The organism is Plectonema radiosum NIES-515 (assembly GCF_025753815.1).
Taxonomy (GTDB): domain Bacteria; phylum Cyanobacteriota; class Cyanobacteriia; order Cyanobacteriales; family Nostocaceae; genus Hassallia; species Hassallia radiosum_A.
Map to the genome: position 1 here is coordinate 1 of NZ_JAOWRF010000001.1, position 24,793 is coordinate 24,793.

Genomic DNA, 24,793 nt, shown 5'->3' on the forward strand with positions numbered 1-24,793 from the left:
ATTTGAACGCGGCAATAAATTTATCACGCTTGGCTAAAGCGTGAAAGCTTACTGAGGGATAACCGCTCCCATGCTCCTGATGAAGTAAGAAGTAAATGTCTAGACTTGTCTAGGATTTATATAGCAGAACCAGACACGACATCACGACCTACAGACAGTTTAGTGGCATCGCGTGAAGAATTGATCCAAAACTGGCTTGAGATTACTGGGGGAACAGCTCGCAAAGCTAATGCAGGTGATTGGCTTCCAGAATCGCGAGATTATGTTTTGTTAGCAGCTTGTCGCCCTTCGGAGTATGCTTATGAGTCTACATTCAATGGTAAGGAGAGTAACGGAGCGCTTACTTACTGGATGCTAGATACTTTAAATAATCCAAGTCCAGACTTGACATATAAGTCACTTTACGATCGCGTTTACGCCAAAGTCCAAAGTCAGTTTCAAAGTCAAACACCGATGCTGTTTGGTGAGGGTGAACGTCAAGTTTTTGGCAGAAGTTATGCAAACGTACATTATACAGTAAATGTTCTCAAGGTAGATACTGCGAGAAATCGGGTGCTATTAGATGCTGGTAGCGCTCAAGGACTGGGTGAAGGGGCAAGATTTGCCATTTATGCACCAGGTACAACAGATTTTAGCGAGAAAAACAAGCCATTAGCGATCGCACAAATTACATCAGATATTACTCCCGCAGACGCTTGGGCTGTGATTGACCCAGATTCCCTGCGTGGAGATATTCAGCAAGCATCTCCAGCAATCATGTTATCAGCCCCCATCGCACTTGTGCGGCGAGTTCGTTTGTTTGAGAAACAAGAGGAAAGCACGAATCAAGTACCGAAAAATCAGGTGCTACCCTCGGCAGCACTGACAGCAGTCAAAACTGCAATTCCGAGAACTGGCAAAGGTTGGGTAGAGTTAGCTTCTGTTGGTGAACACTATCAAGTAGCGATTAATACTTCGGGCGAGTATGAAATATGCGATCGCAACGGCACACCATTTCCCAATTTACGACCAGCGCTGTTAGTAGGCGATGCGGATGCAGCTGAAAGTGTAGTTAAGCGCTTAGTTCATCTTACTAAATACCAAGCTGCCCAAGAACTGGAAAATCTTTCAGTTTTAACTAACAAATTGGTAATTCAGTTAACTGACAAAGACAAAAAGCCATTAGCTGACCCTACTAAGCAAACATTGCAAACTGGAGAAAATACATTTTTATATATCAAGAATGAGTCTAAGCAAGACCTGAATGTTGTCGTCATGGATCTTCAATCAGATTGGGCTATTTCTCAACTTGATATATTAGAAGATGGAGCATCTTTTGTACCTTTTGCTCCCGGACAAGAAGAATTGATTCCCTTAAGTTTCAAACTACCAGAGGGGTATCAAGAAGGTAAAGACATCTTAAAGATATTTGCAACAGTTAAACCTGCTAAATTTCGCTGGCTAGAATTACCATCTCTCGACAAACCGATTCAAGCCAAAAAAGCAGCATCATTCGATGAATATGACGAGAATACACCAAGAAGTGGTGGCGATCCACTTGATAAACTTTTGGAAGCTATTAGTGCCGATCCTGATGAGATACCTCCTACCCGTGAAGCACAAGTTATGAGTTCAAATCGCGGCTGGACGACAAAAACAGTAACAATCACTGTGAAAGCGGTTTAATCGCAAATCACCTGCCCCCAGGCTGGAAGCCCTTGTCATTACCAACATATTTCAAAACCCTCGAAGAATGCCGCTATCTAGCCTGAGAATTTATTCTCAGGCTAATAGCACAAGTCCATTTTAATGGACTGAAATCTTTATTTAGTCCATTTTAATGGACTTTAGCTGTTAGACAACGGTTTATAACCGTTGGCGGGATAAGGGTTTTACCAGATAAATAAATGTTGGTAATGACAAGGGCACCGAAGCCTGGGGCGTTGCGCGTACAAAGCCCACCTTGTCCTAAGGGACATACGCGAACGCAGGCTACAACATATTATATTCAGTCCGCGAAGGCGGACTTCGTTCCTTTAGCCGCGACTTCAGTCGTTGGGTACTGTCAAAGCGATTTAATCCCAAATCACCAGCCGCGACCAACACTTAAGCCGCACAAAAAATAGGGGCAGGCTTGAAACCTACCCCTACTTGTGGTATAATTCGCCCAACTGCGGCGGCTACGGGTCTTAAGCTATCAACCAAATCCACCATGTCTTCTAAAGAGAGCGCTTGACGGGCGTCAGAAACGGATTTTTCTGGTTCTGGGTGACACTCGATAATTAACCCATCTGCACCACAAGCTACCGCAGCTTTCGCCATAGCTGCTACTAATTCACGTTTCCCGACTGCGTGGGAAGGATCGACAATTACGGGTAAGTGAGTAATTTGCTTGAGAGCAGCTACAGCCGCTAAATCCAACACGTTGCGGGTGTAATCATCAAAGCTGCGAATACCTCTTTCGCACATCACCACATTTGGGTTGCCATGACTTAAAATATATTCGGCTGCCATGACGAATTCTTCAATTGTTGCGGCTAAACCACGCTTGAGGAGTATCGGCTTACCGGCTTGTCCTAAAGCTTTGAGTAAGTCGAAATTTTGCATGTTGCGGCTACCAACTTGCAGCATATCAGCATTTTGGGCAACTACTTCAATTTGGGAGATTGACATAACTTCAGTGACAACTGGGATATTGTAATGCGATCGCACTCTTGCTAAGATTTCCAGTCCTTCTTCTCCCATTCCCTGAAAAGCGTAGGGTGACGTTCGCGGCTTGTAAACACCGCCACGTAGAGCTTGTACGGGCGCAGCAGATAGCTTTTCGGCGACTGTTTCCATTTGCTCTAAGCTTTCCACTGTACAAGGTCCACCAATAATCACCAGCTCTTTGCCGCCAAAAGCGACTTTTTCTGAGACTTTAACGATTGTTTGATGATGAGGATGAGATTGTGAGGCAAGTTTGGCATTAATCATCGGTTCGATTCTCCTTACAATAAAAAAAGCCCAGAACTTTTAAGTTCCGGGCGCGATCGATACATCAGCATGACGCTTCACCCGGTGCTTGCCCCGTGCCAAAAGTAAAAGCCATAAAACCAGCTACCAAAATGAGTCATCACGCTGAAAATCTCCTAAAAAAACAAAAACCGCAGAGTTCGCTCTGCGGTTCACCGGGCTGTTTCCATTGGGAAACTTGACTCACCCCCGGTGAACCACCCTATACCAAAAATAAAAGTAGGAATTACTGTTTAACATTTGCGCGGTGCAATGAATAGTGAAATTTAATGTACAACCTTCAACAAGGAACTTAACACAACACTTCTAGCCTTGTCAAGGCTCCCATCAGACCAAAAAAGAGTTAGAAGTTAGGTAGAGACGTTCCGGTGGAACGTCTGTACAAAAGTTAGGTAGAGACGTTCCGGTGGAACGTCTGTACAAAAGTTAGGTAGAGACGTTCCGGTGGAACGCCTGTAGTTAGGTAGAGACGTTCCGATGGAACGCCTGTAGTTAGGTAGAGACGTTCCGGTGGAACGTCTCTACAAAAGTTAGGAGTTATAAATTATGATTGCGACTCCCCACTCCCCCACTCCCCCACTCCCCCACTGTTACTTGAAATTTGATTATGCCTAGCTCCAAAATATTAGCCGTACCTTTAAATTATCAAGGAATTTACCCCTGCCCAGTCTGTCGTGTTGGTAAGATTCGCGACATGCCTTTAATGGAGGCTATGGGTTGTGACTTCTGTCATGAGATTTTTACTGTTAATCTAGAACAAGAGCAACTGAAGATGCTTTCTCGTCAACCACCGCTGATTTGGCGTTGGAATGGCTTTAATTGGACAGAAACTCAATTGGAAGGTGTGGAATTGGGTTGGGGTTATGCCCTAGGAGCCTCTGCTTTTGTGCTTTTTCCGACTATTATCATCGGCATAGTCGCTTACAATTTTCCTTTAGATCCACATGCTCCGATTACTTGGTTGCCTTCTATTTGGACTTGCTTAACGTTTTTGGTGCATTTCTCAATTATTGTTTGGCTGTTGATTGAGATTTATCAGGTTCCTATAAGTGCGTATTGGAGAGGTATCATTCGATGGAGAGAAGTCCGAACCACGGTTACGAGCGCTCGTAACTTTCAAGGAAATGGCGTTATCGGCAACGGGGAATAGGAAATGGGAAATAACCCTTTGTCTGTATCAGTCGCGAGTATTATTTCTTCTGCATTAAATAAAATTATGTCACTGCGTCAGGTAGCATACAAGTATAGGGTAGTTGACGAGTGATTACTGCCGAAGAGTGTGAGATATTAAGAAGCGTCAAGTTGCTAAAAATCTTACGGATGGCAGTAAAAAATTACAGAATACAGCGTCATCTGCCCAACAAAACACAAATTCGCGTTCAAATTAAGCAGATAAACCGTTGCATCACTTCACTATGAACTTGATTTTCCACCAAAACGTCTTATGAGCGAGCTGGAGCGGTACTATAGAGTCTTGGAATTAGAACCTGGAGCAACACTGGAGGAAGTGAACCAAGCTTACAAAGACTTGGTTTTTGTGTGGCATCCCGATCGCATTCCCTTAGATAATCTCCGCTTGCAACAAAAAGCACAAGATAAGCTCAAAGCAATTAATGAAGCTCGTGATAAATTGCGCTCTTTCAAGGCAAAGTATCAAGTTTCACAAACTTCATCACCGACTCAACAAAAAAAGCCTTCCCAAACCCAGCAACCACCAAAGAAAAGCTCAGACTTGAGTGGCAAAGACTACAGTCGGGCAAACTTGAGCAACAAAGATTTATCTGGCAGAAACCTGAGTTACTCTAACTTGAATGGTGCTAATCTCAGCGATACTTTTATGCACAAAGTTAATCTTAGAGGTGCCGATTTGTCGGAAGCAAATTTGTTTAGGGCAAATTTACTTTTAGCCGATCTTCGAGAAGCTAATTTGCGGAATGCGAACTTGATTGGAGCGGATCTCAGTGGAGCAGATTTGCGGGGAGCCGACTTTACAGGAGCAAGAATTCGCTCTGGCGATCGCCTGCTTGTAAAATTAATTGGTGCTAATTTGAGTGGTGCAATTATGCCTGATGGCACAATTCATGCCTAATCAACGTATTGGTTAAGTTAGTATGAAAATATACTAATATGCCTAATGGCAGAAACCCAAAGTTTTCCCTTATATTTTCTCTAGCTCCTAAGGGGTGTTTTCAGGGAAGTATTATCTTTTATGAGCTGCAATATGGGAAACTGGGCAATATTCCCTAAAAATCAGATTTAGCATGAGCAGCACAATTTATGATATTACAGTTAAAACCATCAACGGTGAGGATAAGCAATTAAACGAGTACGCTGGTCAGATACTCCTAATTGTGAATGTCGCTTCTCAGTGCGGTTATACCCCCCAATATGAGGGACTGGAAAAATTGAACCAGATGTATCGAGATGCAGGGTTACGTATTCTGGCGTTTCCGTGTAATGATTTTGGTGAGCAGGAACCAGGAAGCAATGAAGAAATTGTCCAATTCTGCACAAGCAATTATGGCGTTACTTTTGAGTTATTTGACAAAGTTCATGCTAAAGGTTCACAACAGCACCCACTTTATGCACGACTCACTAATGCTGTGGAGCCAACCGGACCGATTTCTTGGAACTTTGAAAAATTTTTAGTCAACAAGCAAGGTGAGGTAGTAGCTCGATTTAAAAGTAGTGTAAAGCCATATTCACCAGATTTAATTGCCACATTAGAAGCAGAATTAGCAAAAGAGTAATTTGTTAGTGGATAGTTGATAGTGGAAAAGAATAAATAAGTCACAACCAACACTCTCACAAAATTTCTACCTAAAGTCTCATGAATATTGCAATCATTGGTTGTGGTTATGTCGGTTATGCGATCGCTCGATATTGGCAACAAAATTCAGGAGTAGTTGTCACTGCCACTACAACTACTCCTGAACGTGTACCAGCGCTGAAATCAGTAGCCCAAAAGGTTGTAGTCGTCTCAGGAAATGACCCAGAAGCTCTACAATCGGTATTGCAAAATCAAAATGTTGTCCTGTTGAGTATTGGTGCTAAAGGTGCCAATCTTTACGAAGAAACTTATCTACACACCGCCAGAAATTTAGTTTCTGTCTTGCGGCAGATTCCTAGTGTACATCATCTGATATATACAGGAAGTTATTCTGTCTACGGTGACAGAAACGCTGCTTGGGTTTCGGAAGAAACACCCCTTGCACCTGCCAATTCCAATGGAGAAATTCTCAAGGTAACTGAGGATGTGCTGCTATCAGCAGAAAGTGAAAATCTCCGGGTTTGCATCTTCCGATTGGGGGGAATTTATGGACTTGGTAGGGAATTGCTAAAATTATTTAGTCACGCTCCTGGTACAACCCGTCCCGGTGATGGTAATGATGTAACTAATTGGATTCACCTTGATGATATCGTTGCTGCCATTGAGTTTGCCCGTCAACACAATTTAACCGGTATTTATAACTTGGTTGATGACGCACATCTGACAAGTCGAGAATTGCTGGAAAATTTGTTTGCAAAACACAATTTACCTCAAGTTAAATGGGATTCTTCCCTGAAAAGTAATCGTCCGTATAATACTACAGTGTCGAATCAAAAGATCAAAGATGCCGGATATCAATTGATTCATCCACAAATGATTTTTTAGTAGATATTAAATTAAGGTTGGGAACTATGCAACAATTATCTTCAACAACAGCATCTCCCACCCAGTTTCACACTTGGGATAATTATCGCTGCGCTTACGAAGTTCATCAGCCAATTAATGCGACCCCAGAAGGTATTGCCCTACTTTTAATTCATCCTATCGGTGTTGGGTTATCGCGCCAGTTTTGGCAGCGATTTTGCCGCGAATGGTATAATGCAGGTCATCGCAATCTAATTTACAATCCTGATTTACTCGGATGCGGTGAGAGCGATAAGCCTCATGTGGCTTACAATCCTACTGATTGGGCAAAGCAGTTGCAACACTTTTTGCAAACAGTGGTACAAAAACCTGTAATTTTAGTGGTGCAAGGTGCTTTATTTCCTGTTGCTATAGAATTAGTTCAAACAGAAGCACTCTTGATTGCTGGACTTGTGCTTTGTGGTCCTCCAGCTTGGGCAGTAATTACGAAACAATCACCAAAATGGCAGCAAAAATTAACTTGGAATTTGTTAGATTCGCCTTTTGGTAATCTATTCTATCGATATGCACGACGTAAAGAGTTTTTACGTTCTTTCTCAAGTCGGCAACTTTTTGCTAACAGCGATACTGTTGATGGAGAATGGTTGAATACTTTAATTGCAGGTGCGTCCAATAGTCAAACTCGTCATGCAGTATTTTCTTTTTTAGCTGGATTTTGGCGACAAAATTATAGTAAGGCAATTTCCTCCATCAAACAACCAACTTTGGTAGTAGTTGGTGAAATCGCTTCTAGCATAAGCCTTGCAGGTAAAAATGAATCACCTGATGAACGCTTGACTGACTATCTCGCTTGTTTACCTCAAGGTCGAGGAATCAAAATGACTGGGCGAAATGTCCTACCATATGAGTCTACTGCTGAATTTGCGTCTGCGATCGCCCCATTTATCGATGAAGTTGATCAAAGCTTAAAAATAGCTTAATTTCATTCAATTTTGCTTTTTAACCTAGTTTTTTGCAAAACCTAGTTTTAGTATGCAAGACATGTCATAATCATTATGAGTACGCTGATTTTGAACTGCTATTCAAGGAGCTAAATTCATGTTGTCTAATCGCGAAGGACAAAAAGTACCAGAAGTTACCTTCCGTACTCGTCAGAACAACGAGTGGGTGAATGTAACCACTACGGAGTTGTTTGCTAATAAGACAGTGGTTGTCTTCTCCTTACCAGGTGCTTTTACACCGACTTGTTCATCTACCCATTTACCTGGCTACAACCAAATGGCAAAAGCCTTTAAGGAAAATGGTGTAGATAGCATCGTTTGTATGTCGGTTAACGACACCTTTGTAATGAACGAATGGGCAAAAGACCAAGAGTCAGATAATGTAACATTAATTCCCGATGGCAACGGTGAATTCACTGAAGGCATGGGAATGCTAGTAGATAAGACACATTTAGGTTTTGGTAAGCGATCGTGGCGCTATTCTATGCTAGTGAAGAATGGCGTGGTTGAAAAGATGTTTATTGAGCCAGATGAGCCAGGAGATCCGTTTAAAGTGTCGGATGCAGACACAATGATTAATTATATCAACCCCCAAGCTGCAAAGCCCAAAGCTGTTTCTCTGTTTACAAAAGTGGGTTGTCCTTTCTGCGCTCGTGCCAAGGATATGCTGAAGCAGAATGGTATTGATTACGAAGAAATCGTTTTAGGTAAAGATGCTTCCACACGCTCTTTAAAGGCAGTTACAGGTGCGACAACAGTTCCCCAAGTATTTATCGATGGTAAATTAATTGGCGGTTCTGAGGCGTTAGAGGCTTATTTAACAGTAAAATAAGTCCCTTCTATGACGATTTTTCGTCATTCCACACGATTGTAGAGACGTTCAAACCGGAACGATTGTAGAGACGTTCGGTCCGAACGTCTCTAGGAGGGTTTTTTGGTAAAATGAGGGATCATATCTACCATTCTGCGGTCGTCAGATCCTCGACTTCGTAAAAGTTGTCGGGGATCTCCCAAATCGGTTGTTTAAAATTTATGCTAGTTGTCACTCCTCATGTAACAATTTATGAAGGAATATTAATTACATAAATGAGGATTGGTGGAAATGGATGTAAGTCTGATAGTGTCTAACATCTTGAATCCACCTGTATTAGCTTTCTTTTTGGGGATGTTGGCAGTTTTGCTCAAGTCGGATCTAGAAATTCCCCCACCTTTGCCGAAGCTGTTTTCACTGTATCTTTTGTTTGCGATCGGGTTTAAGGGAGGTGTGGAATTAGTCAGAAGTGGTATTAATCAACAAGTAATTCTGACGCTTTTAGCAGCAATCTTAATGGCGTCTATTGTCCCGATTTATACATTTTTTATATTAAGGATAAAACTTGACGCTTATAATGCGGGTGCGATCGCTGCTACTTATGGTTCCATCAGTGCTGTGACTTTTATTACTGCTGGTTCCTTCCTGACTCAACTGGGCATTATCTATGATGGCTATATGGTTGCAGCTCTAGCTTTGATGGAATCACCAGCAATTATTGTCGGTATAGTTTTAGTGAATTTATTCGCAGCAGAACCAGGTAAAAGTGAATTTAGTTGGTCTGAAGTGCTACGAGAAGCTTGTTTAAATAGTTCAGTATTTCTACTAGTTGGCAGCCTCGTCATGGGTATATTGACAGGTGAACATGGTTGGGAAAAGTTGAAACCTTTTACCCAAGATATGTTTTACGGTGTCCTCACCTTCTTTTTACTGGATATGGGATTGCTTGCTGCTAAAAGAATAAAAGATTTACAAAAAACAGGTATTTTTCTGATTTTATTTGCGATACTTATCCCAATTGTAAATGCTGGAATTGCTTTAGTAGTTGCCAAACTGATTGGTATGTCGCAAGGAGATGCACTGTTGTTTTCCGTGCTGTGTGCAAGCGCTTCTTACATTGCAGTTCCCGCAGCGATGCGGTTAACTGTTCCTGAGGCAAATCCTAGTTTGTATGTTTCAACTGCCCTGGCAGTAACGTTTCCATTCAATATCATTGTCGGCATTCCTCTATATTTATATGGCATTAATATGTTTTGGAGATGAAATTATGCAGTCAGTTAAACGGATAGAAATCGTTGTCAATTACGTTGAACTTGCAAAGATTTTAGAAGCTTTAGAAAAAGCAGGTGTACCCGGTCATACAGTTATTCGCAACGTTGCGGGTAAAAGTAGGAGAGGAAGCTTCAGTGATGATTTGGCAATGACTATGTTAGATAATGTTTATGTTATTGCTTTCTTTCCCCCCGAAAAAATGTCTTCAGTGGCAGATTATATTAGACCTATTCTTAATAAGTTAGGGGGGACGTGTTTTATTTCCGATGCGGTAGAATTGCTAACAACTAGATGCGTTGGTAGTGAATCTTAATTTTTGTAGTCAGTGCTTCAGCGCTGAAGCGCCGACTACGAAAATAAGTGCTTGATTTTCTGAAGATTTTTGTGGTAAGATGAAACAGACTGAACGGTCGGATAAGTTTTTATGTCTAAAGGTGAAGAAACCAAAGAAAAAATTCTCTCGTCAGCAGCGGAACTGTTTAATCAACAGGGGTATGCTGGGTCGTCGATTTCTGACATCATGCGAGTGACAGGATTGCAGAAAGGGGGAATTTACAATCACTTCAAAAGCAAAGATGAGCTTGCGTTGTTGGCTTTTGATTATGCGATCGCTCAAATCAGAGAGCATTATCGAGTTGCATTGCGAAACAAACGCCATGCGATCGAACGGTTGCAAGCAATTATTGATGTATTTCGCAGCTTTGTAGATAATCCTATCATCAAAGGAGGATGTCCGCTGTTGAATACGGCAATTGAGAGTGATGATACTCATCCTCAGTTGCGCGATCGCACTCAAATTGCGATGAATTCTTGGCAGGATATGATTTGCCTAATTATCCAAAAAGGCATAATCAAGGGTGAAATTCGCGCAGATGTTGATGCTGATGAAGTTGCAACTATCGTAATTGCAACTTTAGAAGGTGCTGTGATGATGAGTAAGCTATACGGAGATTCGATTCACATGGAAATAGTCATCAAGCATTTGAATAATTATATTGAAACCTACTTGCAGATATAAATAACCGACGATTTGATTGTACCTAAATTTTGTTCAATATTTGTAGAGACGTTCCACCGGAACGTCATTTGTAGAGACGTTCCGGTGGAACGTCTCCACGAAGAATTATAAATTTCACAAAATATATTTTTGAAGACTGATTGTCCTCAAAACCTAACCCGCAAAATTAAAATGCAACAAAAACCTTTCCGTCTGATTACAATTCCCGTCAGTCATTATTGCGAAAAAGCACGTTGGGCATTGACAAAACTAAAGCTTTCTTACGTGGAAGAAGCCCACATGCCGCCATTTTATCGACTTGCAACTAATCGTGTTGGTGGAAAATCTACTCCAGTTTTGGTAACGGAAGACGGCGTTTTTACCGATTCAACGGATATCTTACAATACCTAAATAAACTAGTCCCTGAAAACGCCAAACTTTATCCCAGTAACCCTGAATTGCGCCGACAAGTAGAAGAACTTGAAGATTTATTTGATGAGCAACTAGGACCAGCTATACGCTGTTGGGGTTACTTTTACACGATAAATGATTCCAAGTTGATCCAAAGTAAATGGACTCAGGGTGTTCCTTTTTTTGAAGAGGCATTATTTCCTGTAATTTATCCTTTGATGCGTCCGGTTGTTCGCAAAGCTTTTAATATCAATTCCGAGTCTGCTACACAAGCTTATGAACAAATTAACAGCATTTTTAATCAAGTAAATGAGTTGTTAGCAGATGGACGCACCTACTTAGTTGGAGATAGCTTTTCCGCCGCAGATATCACTTTTGCTGCCCTTGCTGCACCCGTTATATCGCCACCAGAACACCCGATAAAGCAGCGTCCATTGCAAGAGTTACCCGATTCGTTTGCATCAAAAATTAGTGCCTTTAGAGAAACTCCAGCGGGTGCTTATGTGTTGCGTTTGTATCGCGATAGAAACAGTTAATTTTCGTTCCTTGAAATTGGAGGAATTCATGATGTTGAAGTTTTACTACAATCCGCGATCGCCTAGAAATACAGCAGATTTCACTCCTTAGGAAGTACACAGATAAAACCCCTCTCCTTGTAGAGACTATTCTCAGAATAGTCTCTAGGTGTATTCTCTATTGGTGCAATCTGCTGTATATATAGGGCGTTGCTGAATATTAATATGAAATTCCTAATTATTGCTAGAGACGTTCCGCCGGAACGTCTCTACAAAGGCGGGTTTTAATGTTAGAATCATGCGTCAAAATTTCTTTCTTCATATTTCAAATCAGCAACGCCATATATAGAGTTATTAGCGATCGCTTGTACATTAAGCGGTTAATCTCCGATTATTTTCTCCTCAGTATCCCACTAAAGTTATCATCATGGCGACAAGTCACTACGCGCCTACGCCAACAATTTTTGGTAGAACTCTAATTTAGTACAAATGTTCTGATAAAAGCGTGTTTTAGGTGTATTTGTGAGAAATTTCCGTCATTTTTGCGGCAATAGTTCAAAATATTGTTAACCTTAAGGGTTAACAATATTTTTAGAAGCATGATAAAATGGATATTGTATTTAAAGATGACAAATTTGAAAAAGAGTGCAATAACCAAAGGCTTCTAGAGAAAAACCAGGGTGCAGTTAGAGCCAAACGCATTCGACGACGGCTCGATGATTTACGTGCTGCTGATGTGCTTGAGGATATGCGAAATCTTCCAGGACGTTGCCACGAATTACTTTATGACCGTGCAGGTCAGTTATCGCTGGATCTGGATCACCCATATCGGCTTATATTTGAGCCAGCAAATGAATCAATACCCACCAAACCAGATGGTGGACTTGACTGGAAAAACGTGACTGCCGTTAAAATACTCGGCGTGGAGGATACCCATGAGTCATGAGATCCAAAATCAGTACACCCCAGACTACGTTTCTCCTCCAGGGGAGACTCTTCAAGAAATCCTTGAAGAGCGCGAAATGTCGCAGACAGAACTGGCGGAACGGACGGGTAGACCAAAAAAAACGATTAACGAAATCATCAATGCTAAAGCAGCAATTACTCCAGAAACAGCATTACAACTAGAGAGAGTATTAGGTATCCCAGCTACTTTTTGGAACAACCGCGAACGACAATACCAGGAAGCTTTAGCAAGAAAAGAAGAAGAAGAACGGTTGCGTCTTGAAGTAACATGGCTCGATGATATTCCCGTCAAAGCCATGATTAAGTATGGATGGATTCAGTACTATCAAGACAAAGTTGAGCAACTGCGGGAAGTGCTGAATTTTTTCGCCGTCGCTTCCCCTGAACAATGGAACGGAATATGGCACAGCAGCCACGTATACTTTCGGAAATCTCAAGCATTTGAAAGTGACTTTGGTGATGTTGCCGCTTGGCTGCGTCGGGGAGAAATCGAAGCAGCTAAGATTCCTTGTGCAACCTATGATGCAAACAAATTTAGGGAGGTACTGCAACATATCCGTACTTTGAGTGTGGAATTACCAGAGATTTTCCAGCCGGAAGTGGTGCGGTTGTGTGCTGAAGTTGGTGTGGCTGTAGTTTTTGTACCGCAACTGCCTAAAACAAGAACTTGTGGAGCCACTCATTGGTTGAATCCTGACAAAGCGTTGATTCAAATCAGCTTGCGCTACAAAACTAACGACCATCTGTGGTTTGCCTTTTTCCACGAAGCTGGTCATATTTTGCTGCATGGTAAGCGTGATTTCTTTCTTGAGGGGAAAGACGTTGCATCTGTGGAGGATCGGGACAAGGAGCAAGAGGCAAACAAATTCGCTGAGGACATTCTTGTTCCTCCTGCTGAGTTCAAGCGATTTCTGGCATCAGGTAAACAACGGAGCAAAGCAGGTATTTTGGAGTTTGCAGCCCAAATCAGCATCGCTCCTGGAATTGTAGTTGGTAGACTTCAACACGATGGAGTTTTACAAAAGAGTCATTGTAATGACCTGAAGCAACGATTTGAGTGGGCATTTGATGAATAACTAATTTAATTATTCGGCGTTGCATATTGTCGCTTGGGATTTGACAATACACGTCGATAAATTTGACATATTGTAGAGACGTTCCAACGGAACGTCTTTACGATTCATCCTAAAATTATGCAACGCCAATTATTCAATAGCTAAAAAGTATAAACATTGATCTGATTGGGAACTGAAAACAAAAAAATCTTTAGTTTAAAGGTGAGTTATACTAAAGCTTAAGCGAACTTATCTCTACTATCCTTTTCAGCCAAAATGCTTGCCCTATAAAAAATAATTTATTATTCATATACATACACTTCTAGCAATTTATCTTTAACTATGGAACCGATACAAGTGATTGGAGGTGGATTAGCGGGAACAGAGGCAGCGTGGCAAATAGCGTCTGCGGGAGTACCAGTGATTTTTTGGGAAATGCGACCAAAACGCTTTAGTCCGGCACATCATACAGAACATTTAGCAGAGTTGGTGTGTAGTAATTCCTTTGGGGCAATGGCAAGCGATCGCGCTGCCGGTCTTTTGCATGAAGAATTGCGTCAACTGAATTCTATCGTCATTTCCAAAGCTGATGAACACGCCGTTCCCGCAGGTGGAGCGTTAGCTGTAGATAGAGGGCAATTTAGCCAAGATTTAACCGAAACTTTAGCTAAACATCCCTTAATTGATTTCCGTCGTGGTGAAGTACCGGCGATTCCTGAGGGAATTGTCGTCTTAGCAACAGGTCCATTAACCAGTCCCGACTTAGCGGAAGATTTGCGACGTTTTAGTGGGATGGAATATCTCAGCTTTTTTGATGCCGCTAGCCCCATTGTTGTGGGAGAATCGATTAATCGCGATATTGCTTTTATGGCATCCCGCTACGACAAAGGTGAAGCTGCTTATCTAAATTGCCCAATGAATAAAGAGCAGTATTTGCGGTTTTGGGAAGAACTCCGCAAAGCTGAACAAACCGAATTAAAAGACTTTGACCGGGAAACTGCGAAGTTTTTCGAGGCTTGTTTGCCCATTGAAGAACAGGCAAAGCGCGGAGAAGATACCATGCGTTACGGTCCGGTGAAGCCTGTAGGATTGTCAGATAGTCGCACTGGGGAACGTCCTTACGGTGTGGTGCAGTTGCGGCAAGAAGATAAAGCCGGTCAACTTTGGAATATGGTAGGATTTCAAACAAATCTGCGTTGGGGCGAACAAAAGCGAGTATTTCAGCTAATTCCGGGTTTGGAAAATGCCGAGTTTGTGCGTTTGGGTGTGATGCACCGCAACACCTTTATCAATGCACCCCAGTTGATGTTTGCTAACTTACAATTTAAGCAGCGTCCGACATTATTTGCCGCTGGGCAGTTGATTGGTACTGAAGGCTATACGGCAGCATCTGCGGGTGGTTGGCTAGCGGGAACGAATGCAGCGCGGTTAGCTTTGGGTAAGGAACCGTTGACGCTACCCAATACAACGATGATGGGTGCGTTGTTTGAGTTTATTAGTTCCGCTTCCCCGAAACATTTTCAACCAATGCCGCCTAATTTTGGTATTTTACCAGTATTGGGTGAAAAAATCAAGAGTAAGCCGGAGCGTTATGGACGTTATCGCGATCGCTCTTTAGCTGATTTGGCTGATTGGAAAGCTAATCAGTTATCGGGCATTGGGGATAGTCTTTAATGGCGTTGCTCCCTTTGCGGTTGGCGATCGCATGAACAACACTAGTTACATGTCTCTTGACCAAAAAACGAGACGCAAGCCCCTGACTTCAGGCATGGGGATAAGTCGGAGGCGACTTTAGTCGCTGTCCAAATTCTTCTATTAATTCACTAATGCTAATACCTCTACTGTTTGCTTCGCTTTTCATGTTTTCCCAAGTGGTAGGAGTTACCACTATTTGATGTCTTTGTTTTACCTCCATGTGTAAAACTGGGACATTTTTTAATCTTTTTTTAGTTGCCATAATTAGATATTGTGTATATACTAAAGATAGTATAGCAAAAGAAAAGGAGGTGGTGCAAGAGTGATGGTGCTGGAATACAAAGCTGTTGTTAAGAAAAGTCAAGCAACAGCGATAGATGAAGCTATTCGGACAAGTCAATTCGTTAGAAATAAGGTGTTGCGTTACTGGATGGATAATCGCGGTGTAGGCAAGAAAGAACTGTACCAGTACAACACTCAATTAAGGTCAGAATTCAAGTTTGTCAATGATTTAAACAGCCACGCTTGTCAAGCATCCGTTGAAAATGTAGAGCGAGCTATTAACCGTTTTTTTGATAACTGCAAGAAAAATAAGCCAGGTAAGAAAGGTTATCCACAGTTCAAAAAACATAGCCGTTCTGTCGAGTACAAGGTATCAGGCTGGAAGCTACACCCGTCAAAGCGCCGTATCACTTTCACGGACAAGAAAGGCATCGGCGAACTTAAGCTATTAGGCAAATGGGACATTCATCAATATCCAGTTGAGCTAATTAAGCGGGTTCGGATTGTGCGTAGAGCCGATGGCTGCTATATCCAATTTTGTGTCAAAGTTGATAATCAGCAAGACGCATCCAGCACTGCCTCTGAAGTTGGCATTGATATGGGATTGGAACACTTTTATTCCGACAGCAACGGCAACCATGAAGAAAACCCGCGATATCTACGCAAAGCCGAAAAAGATATCAAGCGGGTGCAACGTAAGATTTACAAGAAAAAGAAGGGATCATCTGGCAGAAGAAAAATGCGCATAGGTTATGCCCGTAAACATTTGAGAATAACAAGACAGAGGGATGAACATGCAAAGAGACTTGCACGTAACTTATGCCTAGCTAACGTAATGGTAGTCTTGGAAGATTTAAATGTAAAAGGCATGGTGAAAAACCATAAGCTAGCCAAGAGCATAACGGACGCTTCTTGGTATAACTTCCGTCGATGGCTCGAATACTTTGGGGAGAAGTTTGGACGGAAAATAATTGCGGTTCCCCCACACTTCACCAGTCAGGAATGCAGTAATTGCGGAGCTAAGGTACAGAAATCTCTAAGTACCCGCACTCACTCCTGTCCACACTGCGGACATGTTGAGCAACGAGACATTAACGCCGCCAAAGTAATTTTAAGTCGTGCAAACGCTAGGGATGGGCAATCCCAAAGTAACGCTAGTGGAGATGTTCTCCCTACTTCTGTTGGTCGAAAGACACAGCATAGCAAAGAACGTCAGTGATACTAGAATCCCCGCCATTTATGGCTGGGGAGTGTCAATCAATGCCTCATACCCAACTTCTGAACTTCAACTGAAGACTCAAGTTGCTCCATAGCACGGACGCGAGGGAGGACGTTTTGACAAAAGCCCTGCATCTCAGCAAGCGTTGGCCAACCCGACAAGATAAATTCGTTAACACCTGCAAATTTGTAACGCATGAGCTCGTTTGCTACCTCGTCGAAACTTCCTACCAGTGCCAATGCTGGTCCTCCACGGTAAGGCACTGCCCCACTCCAGAGATTGGGTCCGAGCCACTCTGAGTCTGCTTTTTGGGCTAATTCATAAGTGGACTTAATCGCAACCGAATCTGACTTCTCAACCACAGTTCTAATAAAGTCCTTCCACTTGAGATCCGGATTTTCTACAACCCGGAAAGCTGCTTCAATGGACTCCTCACGTGTTTTACGCGCGATGACCGACATCCGAAGTCCTGTACGAATCCTTCCTACGTGGTCAGTTTGAGCGATCGAACTGTGACTTGCTGCAATTTTTTCAGGCGTATCGCCGTACCTCAGCCAACACTGTGCATGCTCAGATGCCGTATGATTGGCGATCTTTGAATTACCGCTCAGATAAATCTTGGGCTGGCGAACCCCCAGACGAAGCGAAGTAAACTTGGTGTTTAACTGAGCGTCTTTGAGTTGATAATGCTTACCTGCATAATTCAATGGGCTTGTCCCATTCCAAAGAGCCGAGCAAATATCAAGATACTCCCCTGCTCGCTCGAACCGCTCATCATGCGAAAGGAAGTCCCCGTAATACGCTTGCTCAACTGGAGAAAATCCACAGATCATGTTGAGACTGATCCGACCATTCAAAAGATGCGAAAGCGTATTAACTTGCTGCACAAAAAGCGTTGGCGACATCAGACCTGATCGGTAAGCCAGCATGAATGCGACTCGCTCGGTATGCGCTGATAGCCTTCCTAAAAGCCCTATAGGATCAGGCATATGAAAACCAAACGGTGTTAACAAAGACTCAATCTGGAGTTTGTCAGCGCAACTGACAAACTCCAGAAGAGCCTCAAGGTTAATTCCACCGGAACTATCTGCCTGGGCTTCGTTTTTCTTTGCTGCTTCAAGGGGTAATGCCCAATGAAATTCCAATTGATTAAACATAATTATGACACCTTGGGTAATTGGTTTACGATTGTGGATTGTTGACATCTCCCCCGGCTAGAAAGACCTATGAGCACTCATTCCCACTCCCCCCCTCCCGGCAAGCGGAGAGGGGAGCGTTTGCTTTACTCAAATGCGGGGTGGGGTTCTTAATTTTTGATTTATGCTCACAGGTCTATTAGTTTTCGATTGAGCTTTCAAACGTTTGTAGATCCAGGCAATATACGCTGCGGCTACTAGGCTACTCAAAATAAACAAGGATTTGGTTCCCAGACGACCAGAACCTAAGGCTACCAAGATACCTGCTAATGGCAGGCTTAGTTGGTTTAACAGCACAATTAATCCTATGGTTTTGCCTAGATGATGGCTAGGAATCCATTGAACCCGCTCGGTGCGGATATATACATTAAATAAACCAGTAGAACCGGAGGCTAATGCGTAGCCCAGCACAAATAGATAGAAATTATTAGCAAGACCCATTAACATACCTCCACACAAGACGGCAAGGTAAGCAGTAATACCCAAGCTGAACACGCTAAAGTGCTTAGTTAATTTAGGCATGAGCAAAAAGGAGACTACCCCTAGCACACCCGCAGTGGTATTTAAAATGGCAAAGTAACTGTCAGGCTTATTAAAAGTACCAGTGATTAATGGCGCACCAGTTGCTAGCGCTATGCCAATAATCAGGTTAACTAGAATGCTGAGTGCCGTTAAGGTCAGCAGGTTGGGATAGTCTAGCAGTACCTTAGCCCCTTGGACAATATCACGCCAAATCTGCTTTTGACTTGGCTTAACAATCTGTACTTTTAAGGCTGAACCTAACAATAAGACTCCTAGAAAACCTAAAGCGAATACACCTGCGGCAACCAATAAAAATTCTTGGTTTTTTAGATACAGTGCCAACATCGCAGCTAGCGCAGGACCAAGAATGGCAGAAGTTTGATCAATCCCTTGAAGGATACTTTGTGCTTTGGGTAAATCTGCCTTACTTACCAGTTTTGGAACGGTGGATTCCATTGCAATAAAGGCTTGTGCATAAAAAAACGCACAAATACTCATCACCAGACTGACGATGACGAATATGTTGTCGGGAAATAGCTTTATCAACAAGAAACCCAACAAACAAATTGTCATCCGCACAAAATCGGCGAGTAAATAAACTTTTTTGCCACCCAAGCGATCGCTAAAAGCTCCAGCAATGGGGAGAGAAAGCACTCGCGGAGTCCATTCAATAAAAAAAGCCAACCCAACCAGAGAAACATTTTGAGTGCTTTTATAAATGATTAATGGAACCGCGAACAATAAAAACTGGTCACCCAAAGCGGAACAAAAACGTGACACTAGAAACTGGATAATTTTGAGATTAGTCACAATTTGCCTGTCTGTCGTAATTACTGATCAATAAAAGCTGTTAACAAGAGCGGTGAAGCCTTGCAAGCATTCACCTCCAAGGCTTACACTCAACTCTTGATTGGTTCAATATTGACTTGAGCAAACAGTTCTTCTAGAAAAGCCTGTAACGACTCGCTGCTGTTACTACCTACAACACCAGCCAGTGGAATTTCAATTGCTTGGTAGCTAATGTGCTTGGGCAACTTTTGCTCTGTAGACAGTTGTTGCCAGCGTATTACATAGGGATGATTGTGAAAGCTCTCATGTCCAAAGATGCGACAGTAATCTGCTTGATAATGATGCCCAGGAAAAACATACCAACCAAATTTTTTCCCTGTATTAGACGTTTCTGGCAACTGAAACTGCTCACCCAAACATATTTTTAGTTCTGCTGAAGGCAGATGAATGCCTGTAGCTAAATTAAAAGTATCAACTACATCAGCACCACCCACTCGGTTAGCAACCTCTAAAAACACCAAACCGCTGTCAGTAGCGATCGCTTCTAAGTGGAAGCTGCCGTGGGTGAGTTCAACTGCACTCAAAACTCGACTGACCCATGCTTTGTCTTCGGTGCTGATATCAATTTGGACAGACCCCAAAGGCTTACCATTAGCATATCCCAGACAGTCACCTACATATTGACTGGCAAGTACAACTTTAACTTTCCCATCCTGCACCAAACCATCGAAATGGATGATAGGTCCTTGGATAAATTCTTCCACTTCAAACTGTGCCAAATTGGGGTTTTCCCGATCCAACAAATCAATTCCGGTATTTCGCACATGTAAAGCTAAAAGCAATGAGTTAACAGAAGGAAATACTTTCACATTTTCGCTGGATGCACCATCAATTGGTTTGAGTACTACCTGGTCGTGCCACTTTGGAAGTTGTTCCAATTGTGATAGACACAAAAATTTCGGCACGCGAATTCCTTCTGCTGCTACCATCGCTTTCATGATGACTTTGTTGCGGACTTTTTCTACTTGCGCTAGGGTAGCTCCTGGGATACCAAAATGTTCTCGGATTTGAGCAGCATCGAGTAATTCGTATTCAGATAATGATATAACTCGCTCAAACTGCAACTGCTGTTGTTCCATCAACGCAATCACTTCATCTCCGGTTTTAGCAACCCCAGGACGTATCAACTTTCTACAGTTCAAAAAATCAGGAATATTAGTCAGCGCTGTTTCAGTACCAACATAAGTAACTTTGTGACGGTTATGATCTATGCCATGATGGTAATCAATTTTGTGATAGGGAATGCGGTGTAAAATCAAAATTTTCATTCTTTTTCCTCGGTTTTACTTACAACATAAGCAGGAAATAACGAAAGCATGAAAAGTACAAGTACTTATGCTTTTAGTGATAAGTCAGTACTCAGTAAATTATGCTAGATCATTAAGATCTCAGGATTTTCAAGATAGAATTACGCACAATTTGGTTTACCTGTCAATGCGTTAGTCCTACTTGCTTAAACAGCTAAAAACATCTTGTTTTTTTTCTTGATACAAGTAGGGAGCTATAACCTGCTTCCAACAATCACTAATGGCAGTCTTCAGGGCTAAAATATCTAGCTCGGCGTTAGGACTGTAAACACAAACCATTGCGATAAAATCACCATTATCCTTGGGAATGGCTCTCACCCAGTTTCCTAGACTCGGCAGAAGCGTGAAACCAAACCACTCCAGCTCGTGGTTAATTCCAGCTTTGTTGTATAAATCTAAAGCCTTTTTAAACAGACGTTCTGGTTCATATTCATCTGCTGCTAAGTCGAGATAACCGTCATGGGCAGAGCCAAGCATGATTGTAGCTGCAATTCCTTGGGGAGCAGGTAATTGCTTCGGCAAGGGTTGACCTAATGCTCTATCAACCCAAAGATGATAAAAATTCAAACCGTACACCCGTTCGGCAAGCGACCAAATTTTCATACCAGCAGGACGACGGTTGGGTTCCACAACAGCAGCTTGAGTAGCATCTGTGTCAATCTTGATTTCATTATGGAAAGGTCCATGACACTGCCCTACCAGCAGATTAGCTAGCTTCCCAACTCGAGTCAGTAAATGCTCTTGAGTTTGGCTCAGTCTAGCTGGTAAAATCTGACCAGTTTCTACCGGGTAACGACCACTAGCAGTGCATTTTTCTGTAGTAAAGCACAAGTGTCCCAGCCCATCAAAGGAATACTCCTGCTGCAATGGAATTACCTGTTCGCAGATAATGCCATCAGAGAAATAAGGCTCAACTTCTTGCAAAGCTTGCCGCAAGTCTGCGTTGGCATTTAGAAATACTACTCCCCGGTTATTTCCTTCACAGGCTGGTTTTAATACAACACCACCAGGGTAGCGACGCACAAATTCTATTAACTCGTCAGCGTTATGGATAGTGGTATGGGCAGGAATAAACATGTCTTGAGGTTCTAATATTGACCGATATTCAGCTTCGATCTGACGATAAAGAATTTTGGAAAAAGCCCCCCCTGCCAAAGTGGCATCATCTACAGGCAAGTTCAACTGTTCTAATAACTGGGCACCACTTTGAACTGCATTGTCGGAGAATACCAAACCACCCCGCAACTGTTTAAGAAAGGGAGCCAGTGCCTTAAGACCAGTAGTAACAAAGTCTGAGCTACGGGGATCTAGCGCTAATACAAGGTCAGCGATCGCATAATCATGCGGTTCTGGATTGGCACGCAGCAGAAGTGTTTTGATACCATAACGCTCATAAGCATACCGTCGCATAGCAACCACATCATCAATGCGGCTGAGGTTGTAATCAATAATCAGCAAAAAAGAATCGGAACTTTGTGTCATAGTCACTATATTGTTTTTGCGGTAATTTCATCCCGGCAATCTCAAATAGACAAACATCGTAGAAAAGACGTAGAGACGTAGCGGTTATTGCGTCTCTACAAGGGTTTCGGGCAATGCATAATAAGCGGTCGATGTCTAATGGTAAGTTGCCAATTGTGGTATTACTCGTAATCCACTTGAATGGCATTTCGAGATTCGATGATTAATTTTGGGAGCAGTTCATTTGTTTTGTTTTGGGGGATAGCCCATAAAACCTGTCCGAGAAACACTTCTCGTGCCATCTCTACCACCTCTGTACCTGTCTTTAAAGACACCTGGACTAAATCCGGTTCGAGGCAGCAGTTCACTTGTTTAATCGCACTAATCCGACCTGGTTTGGCAAAATAAACCCGAAAATAACTGCTCATTGCACTTGGTTGATAAGTTTCAGTACCCAGGTCAAAGTTTGCCAGTCGAGCTTTTTGCTGTAGCTTTTCCTCTGGTTTCTGATACAGCAGATTATCCAGCCATAATTGGGTCATGCTGACCCCCTGGGTCAATATACTGACACTGGGTGAGATTAACGCACCTCCAACTCGAGGATTGATTTCAATTACTTCCCAGCGATCGTTGTAACATCGTGCCTCCAGATGATAGCAACCCCATTGCAACTGCAACTCTTGGAAAATTTGGGCAGTCCAAGCTCTGGCTTTCTGTAGCTGCACCTCATCCAAGTGAATGGGTGGTGTAACACAGGCATTTTCCAAAACCGCACTCCCAGATTCGTCTATCTCCACTTTTTCATGAATGGCAACGACGAACATCTCCCCATCAACAGCAATAATCTCAAAGCTAAACTCCTGTCCAGCAATGTAATCTTCTGCCATAAAACCGCGATTGGCAGAAAATATGGAACGGTATGTCAAGTCGGTTGCTATCTCGCTTTGAATCTTTTCGATATCTTGCCAGCTTTTATCTGCGGTTAAGGGAAAAGTGCCGTAGGAAGCAATACCTGTCACTGGTTTAACAAAAGCAGGTTTAGATGAAGCTTGCAAGTTTGCCCATGTATGTTCGTCAAGTAATACACAATCAACTTGACTGAGACCTACTTGATGTAACTGCTGCCGTAATTCATATTTATTCAACAGCAGTTCGACTTGAGCTGGTTCCATATCAGCAATACCTAAAATTTGATTGGCTTTTGCCATGAGGGTGCGATACCCTTCCCAAACACTTAGGCAACAGACTATGTGGTAACCCTGTACTGCTAATTCTTGCATTACTTGCTCCACATCTTGCCATGTTAGTGCATGGGTTTGCGAAAGCGCAAACCACGCACTTTTTTCCTGCAATTCTTGAATCCGGTGGTTATTAGCCGACAGAGGAAGGGAAGAGAGTACAAAACTCTCTAACCCGCGTGTCGCAGCATTGCTAATCACCTCTTCGATAAAGGAGTAACCGCAGTGACTTAGCAATAAGACACCTGTTTTGCTCATAATTTCCTTATGCTACTAATTCTTTGGGAGCCGACTCAACGATATCTGCATAAATTTCACGGAAGTACATAGCCAGGATTTCCTGTTGTTCTTCCAGGTATTTCTTCAGGTTGGCAATGTCTTGCTCGTTCTTGATGATGTAACGAATGGCATTCCATACCTCACCTGGATGGTCATCATTAGTATCGGTATAAGAATGAGCAATTTGACCGCCAATTTGGTTCTCACCAATGGATTTTTTCATGGCATCAATTTTTTTCGGCTCCATTTTGACGTTGACATATTCCACGAGATAGGAATAAGCCAAAACACCAAGGGAACCTTCGTGATCCAATAGATAAGAGAAGAAACCAACTAATAATTTGGTAGATAGGTAGGGTTCAGTATTCAGCAAATCTTCACGGGATACACCAGCTTTCTCCAAGTCCTGGATAAACAGCTCATCATGCAACATTTCTTCCATTTCGTAGTTTGCCCAAATCTGCGCGGCTTCTGGACTTTGTTTGGCGATTTCCGCTATGGCTTTGGATTCAACTACCCGTAAAAGGCGAATACGCCAGACAGTTTCAATCAAGTGGCGTTGATAATACCGTTGATTTACTTGTTCGTCTTCAAAGTGGTTAGCAAAAGGAATTGTTTGTTGCCATTTCTCAATTTGCCGATCGAGGAAAGCATCAATTTCCTGACGCAGATTAATAGATCCGACTGGATTTAAGAAAGGTTTTTTACGAACTAAGCCAGTATTTTGACAACGATTCATGTTTAGTCTCCTGTTAGTGGTTGACGTTAGTGAGAATGGGAAAAAATTAGTCAAAAGTCTAAAATTTAGACACGAAATAGCATTCCCAGGGCTAATTGATACCAAATCCAGTTTTTAATCCCCTTTATTTTTTAGCCCCACTCAACGCAGACTTTGTTTGTCTAGCTCCAATCTTATAGACTGAGGAAAAAGAGGGTGTTAAAAGATTAGTTGGGATAAAATCTAGGTTTTGGTAATTGTTTATCTAGTTAGAGAGACACGATAAATCGCCGTCTAAATCAGAAAATTTATCCGTCAATTAGTCCTTGACGCACTACTAGTCCCTGATAAAAAATTTGCTTGACTGTCA

General features: G+C 42.4%; 22 protein-coding genes. 15 read left to right on the plus strand and 7 right to left on the minus strand.

Going from position 1 to position 24,793, the window contains the following annotated elements:
• Positions 1–105: 105 nt before the first annotated feature.
• Positions 106–1,665 (plus strand): caspase family protein, encoded by a 1,560-nt coding sequence (locus OGM63_RS00005; RefSeq protein ID WP_263743440.1) that lies wholly within the window; start codon positions 106–108, stop codon positions 1,663–1,665.
• Positions 1,666–2,085: 420 nt separating this feature from the next.
• Here the strand turns inward: OGM63_RS00005 and aroF are convergent, their stop codons facing one another.
• Entirely contained in the window at positions 2,086–2,955 is an 870-nt protein-coding gene (aroF, locus tag OGM63_RS00010; RefSeq protein WP_263743441.1) for a 3-deoxy-7-phosphoheptulonate synthase, read from the minus strand.
• A gap of 646 nt (positions 2,956–3,601) precedes the next feature.
• Between aroF and OGM63_RS00015 the strand changes: the two genes are divergently transcribed.
• The 14 genes from OGM63_RS00015 to OGM63_RS00080 all read left to right on the plus strand — a co-directional run bounded on the left by OGM63_RS00015 (position 3,602) and on the right by OGM63_RS00080 (position 16,853).
• Positions 3,602–4,144: a hypothetical protein gene (locus tag OGM63_RS00015; RefSeq protein WP_263743442.1), complete on the plus strand. Its 543-nt coding sequence runs from the start codon at positions 3,602–3,604 to the stop codon at positions 4,142–4,144.
• Positions 4,145–4,438: 294 nt separating this feature from the next.
• A complete protein-coding gene (locus tag OGM63_RS00020; RefSeq protein ID WP_263743443.1) occupies positions 4,439–5,083 on the plus strand; it encodes a pentapeptide repeat-containing protein in 645 nt (214 codons plus the stop codon).
• A 172-nt stretch (positions 5,084–5,255) separates the two neighbouring features.
• Positions 5,256–5,744, plus strand: coding sequence for a glutathione peroxidase (locus OGM63_RS00025; RefSeq protein ID WP_263743444.1), 489 nt, complete (start codon positions 5,256–5,258; stop codon positions 5,742–5,744).
• Positions 5,745–5,824: 80 nt separating this feature from the next.
• A complete protein-coding gene (locus tag OGM63_RS00030; protein WP_263743445.1) occupies positions 5,825–6,649 on the plus strand; it encodes an NAD-dependent epimerase/dehydratase family protein in 825 nt (274 codons plus the stop codon).
• 26 nt (positions 6,650–6,675) lie between these two features.
• A complete protein-coding gene (locus tag OGM63_RS00035; protein WP_263743447.1) occupies positions 6,676–7,608 on the plus strand; it encodes an alpha/beta fold hydrolase in 933 nt (310 codons plus the stop codon).
• A gap of 118 nt (positions 7,609–7,726) precedes the next feature.
• A complete protein-coding gene (locus OGM63_RS00040; RefSeq protein WP_263743448.1) occupies positions 7,727–8,461 on the plus strand; it encodes a glutathione peroxidase in 735 nt (244 codons plus the stop codon).
• 288 nt (positions 8,462–8,749) lie between these two features.
• On the plus strand, positions 8,750–9,703 hold the full coding sequence (locus OGM63_RS00045; RefSeq protein ID WP_263743449.1) for a sodium-dependent bicarbonate transport family permease: 954 nt from the start codon (positions 8,750–8,752) through the stop codon (positions 9,701–9,703).
• Between the two features lie 4 nt (positions 9,704–9,707).
• On the plus strand, positions 9,708–10,025 hold the full coding sequence (locus OGM63_RS00050; RefSeq protein WP_263743451.1) for a P-II family nitrogen regulator: 318 nt from the start codon (positions 9,708–9,710) through the stop codon (positions 10,023–10,025).
• Positions 10,026–10,136: 111 nt separating this feature from the next.
• Positions 10,137–10,730: a TetR family transcriptional regulator C-terminal domain-containing protein gene (locus OGM63_RS00055; protein ID WP_263743452.1), complete on the plus strand. Its 594-nt coding sequence runs from the start codon at positions 10,137–10,139 to the stop codon at positions 10,728–10,730.
• A 171-nt stretch (positions 10,731–10,901) separates the two neighbouring features.
• The gene (locus tag OGM63_RS00060; RefSeq protein WP_263743453.1) at positions 10,902–11,657 is read left to right on the plus strand and encodes a glutathione S-transferase family protein; all 756 of its coding nucleotides are present in this window, start codon (positions 10,902–10,904) and stop codon (positions 11,655–11,657) included.
• Positions 11,658–12,243: 586 nt separating this feature from the next.
• Positions 12,244–12,582, plus strand: coding sequence for a hypothetical protein (locus OGM63_RS00065; protein ID WP_263743454.1), 339 nt, complete (start codon positions 12,244–12,246; stop codon positions 12,580–12,582).
• Positions 12,572–13,678, plus strand: a complete 1,107-nt coding sequence (locus tag OGM63_RS00070; RefSeq protein ID WP_263743455.1) for a HigA family addiction module antitoxin — start codon at positions 12,572–12,574, stop codon at positions 13,676–13,678. The genes OGM63_RS00065 and OGM63_RS00070 overlap by 11 nt, the downstream gene beginning before the upstream one ends.
• Before the next feature lie 321 nt (positions 13,679–13,999).
• Entirely contained in the window at positions 14,000–15,331 is a 1,332-nt protein-coding gene (gene trmFO / locus OGM63_RS00075; protein WP_263743456.1) for an FADH(2)-oxidizing methylenetetrahydrofolate--tRNA-(uracil(54)-C(5))-methyltransferase TrmFO, read from the plus strand.
• Positions 15,332–15,674: 343 nt separating this feature from the next.
• Entirely contained in the window at positions 15,675–16,853 is a 1,179-nt protein-coding gene (locus OGM63_RS00080) for an RNA-guided endonuclease InsQ/TnpB family protein (RefSeq protein ID WP_263743457.1), read from the plus strand.
• A 38-nt stretch (positions 16,854–16,891) separates the two neighbouring features.
• On the opposite strand, the gene OGM63_RS00085 is transcribed toward OGM63_RS00080, so the two are convergent.
• From OGM63_RS00085 to OGM63_RS00110, 6 genes are all read right to left on the minus strand, one after another.
• Positions 16,892–18,058, minus strand: coding sequence for an LLM class flavin-dependent oxidoreductase (locus OGM63_RS00085; RefSeq protein WP_263743458.1), 1,167 nt, complete (start codon positions 18,056–18,058; stop codon positions 16,892–16,894).
• Between the two features lie 81 nt (positions 18,059–18,139).
• Complete coding sequence (locus OGM63_RS00090; protein ID WP_263743459.1) at positions 18,140–19,381, minus strand: MFS transporter; 1,242 nt, start codon at positions 19,379–19,381, stop codon at positions 18,140–18,142.
• An 89-nt stretch (positions 19,382–19,470) separates the two neighbouring features.
• Positions 19,471–20,688: an ATP-grasp domain-containing protein gene (locus OGM63_RS00095; protein ID WP_263743460.1), complete on the minus strand. Its 1,218-nt coding sequence runs from the start codon at positions 20,686–20,688 to the stop codon at positions 19,471–19,473.
• 177 nt (positions 20,689–20,865) lie between these two features.
• Entirely contained in the window at positions 20,866–22,209 is a 1,344-nt protein-coding gene (locus OGM63_RS00100) for an ATP-grasp domain-containing protein (RefSeq protein ID WP_263743461.1), read from the minus strand.
• 161 nt (positions 22,210–22,370) lie between these two features.
• A complete protein-coding gene (locus tag OGM63_RS00105) occupies positions 22,371–23,684 on the minus strand; it encodes an ATP-grasp domain-containing protein (RefSeq protein WP_263743462.1) in 1,314 nt (437 codons plus the stop codon).
• Between the two features lie 7 nt (positions 23,685–23,691).
• Positions 23,692–24,444 carry a heme oxygenase-like domain-containing protein gene (locus OGM63_RS00110; RefSeq protein ID WP_263743463.1) on the minus strand — a complete coding sequence of 251 codons (753 nt, stop codon included), beginning with the start codon at positions 24,442–24,444 and terminating at the stop codon, positions 23,692–23,694.
• Positions 24,445–24,793: the final 349 nt, after the last annotated feature.

Bases quoted from the DNA above. Each gene is read 5' to 3' on its own strand.
- aroF (WP_263743441.1), bottom strand. From the start codon at position 2,955: ATGATTAATGCCAAACTTGCCTCACAATCTCATCCTCATCATCAAACA.
- OGM63_RS00015 (WP_263743442.1), top strand. From the start codon at position 3,602: ATGCCTAGCTCCAAAATATTAGCCGTACCTTTAAATTATCAAGGAATT.
- OGM63_RS00020 (WP_263743443.1), top strand. From the start codon at position 4,439: ATGAGCGAGCTGGAGCGGTACTATAGAGTCTTGGAATTAGAACCTGGA.
- OGM63_RS00025 (WP_263743444.1), top strand. From the start codon at position 5,256: ATGAGCAGCACAATTTATGATATTACAGTTAAAACCATCAACGGTGAG.
- OGM63_RS00030 (WP_263743445.1), top strand. From the start codon at position 5,825: ATGAATATTGCAATCATTGGTTGTGGTTATGTCGGTTATGCGATCGCT.
- OGM63_RS00035 (WP_263743447.1), top strand. From the start codon at position 6,676: ATGCAACAATTATCTTCAACAACAGCATCTCCCACCCAGTTTCACACT.
- OGM63_RS00040 (WP_263743448.1), top strand. From the start codon at position 7,727: ATGTTGTCTAATCGCGAAGGACAAAAAGTACCAGAAGTTACCTTCCGT.
- OGM63_RS00050 (WP_263743451.1), top strand. From the start codon at position 9,708: ATGCAGTCAGTTAAACGGATAGAAATCGTTGTCAATTACGTTGAACTT.
- OGM63_RS00055 (WP_263743452.1), top strand. From the start codon at position 10,137: ATGTCTAAAGGTGAAGAAACCAAAGAAAAAATTCTCTCGTCAGCAGCG.
- OGM63_RS00060 (WP_263743453.1), top strand. From the start codon at position 10,902: ATGCAACAAAAACCTTTCCGTCTGATTACAATTCCCGTCAGTCATTAT.
- OGM63_RS00065 (WP_263743454.1), top strand. From the start codon at position 12,244: ATGGATATTGTATTTAAAGATGACAAATTTGAAAAAGAGTGCAATAAC.
- OGM63_RS00070 (WP_263743455.1), top strand. From the start codon at position 12,572: ATGAGTCATGAGATCCAAAATCAGTACACCCCAGACTACGTTTCTCCT.
- trmFO (WP_263743456.1), top strand. From the start codon at position 14,000: ATGGAACCGATACAAGTGATTGGAGGTGGATTAGCGGGAACAGAGGCA.
- OGM63_RS00085 (WP_263743458.1), bottom strand. From the start codon at position 18,058: ATGTCAACAATCCACAATCGTAAACCAATTACCCAAGGTGTCATAATT.
- OGM63_RS00095 (WP_263743460.1), bottom strand. From the start codon at position 20,688: ATGAAAATTTTGATTTTACACCGCATTCCCTATCACAAAATTGATTAC.
- OGM63_RS00100 (WP_263743461.1), bottom strand. From the start codon at position 22,209: ATGACACAAAGTTCCGATTCTTTTTTGCTGATTATTGATTACAACCTC.
- OGM63_RS00105 (WP_263743462.1), bottom strand. From the start codon at position 23,684: ATGAGCAAAACAGGTGTCTTATTGCTAAGTCACTGCGGTTACTCCTTT.
- OGM63_RS00110 (WP_263743463.1), bottom strand. From the start codon at position 24,444: ATGAATCGTTGTCAAAATACTGGCTTAGTTCGTAAAAAACCTTTCTTA.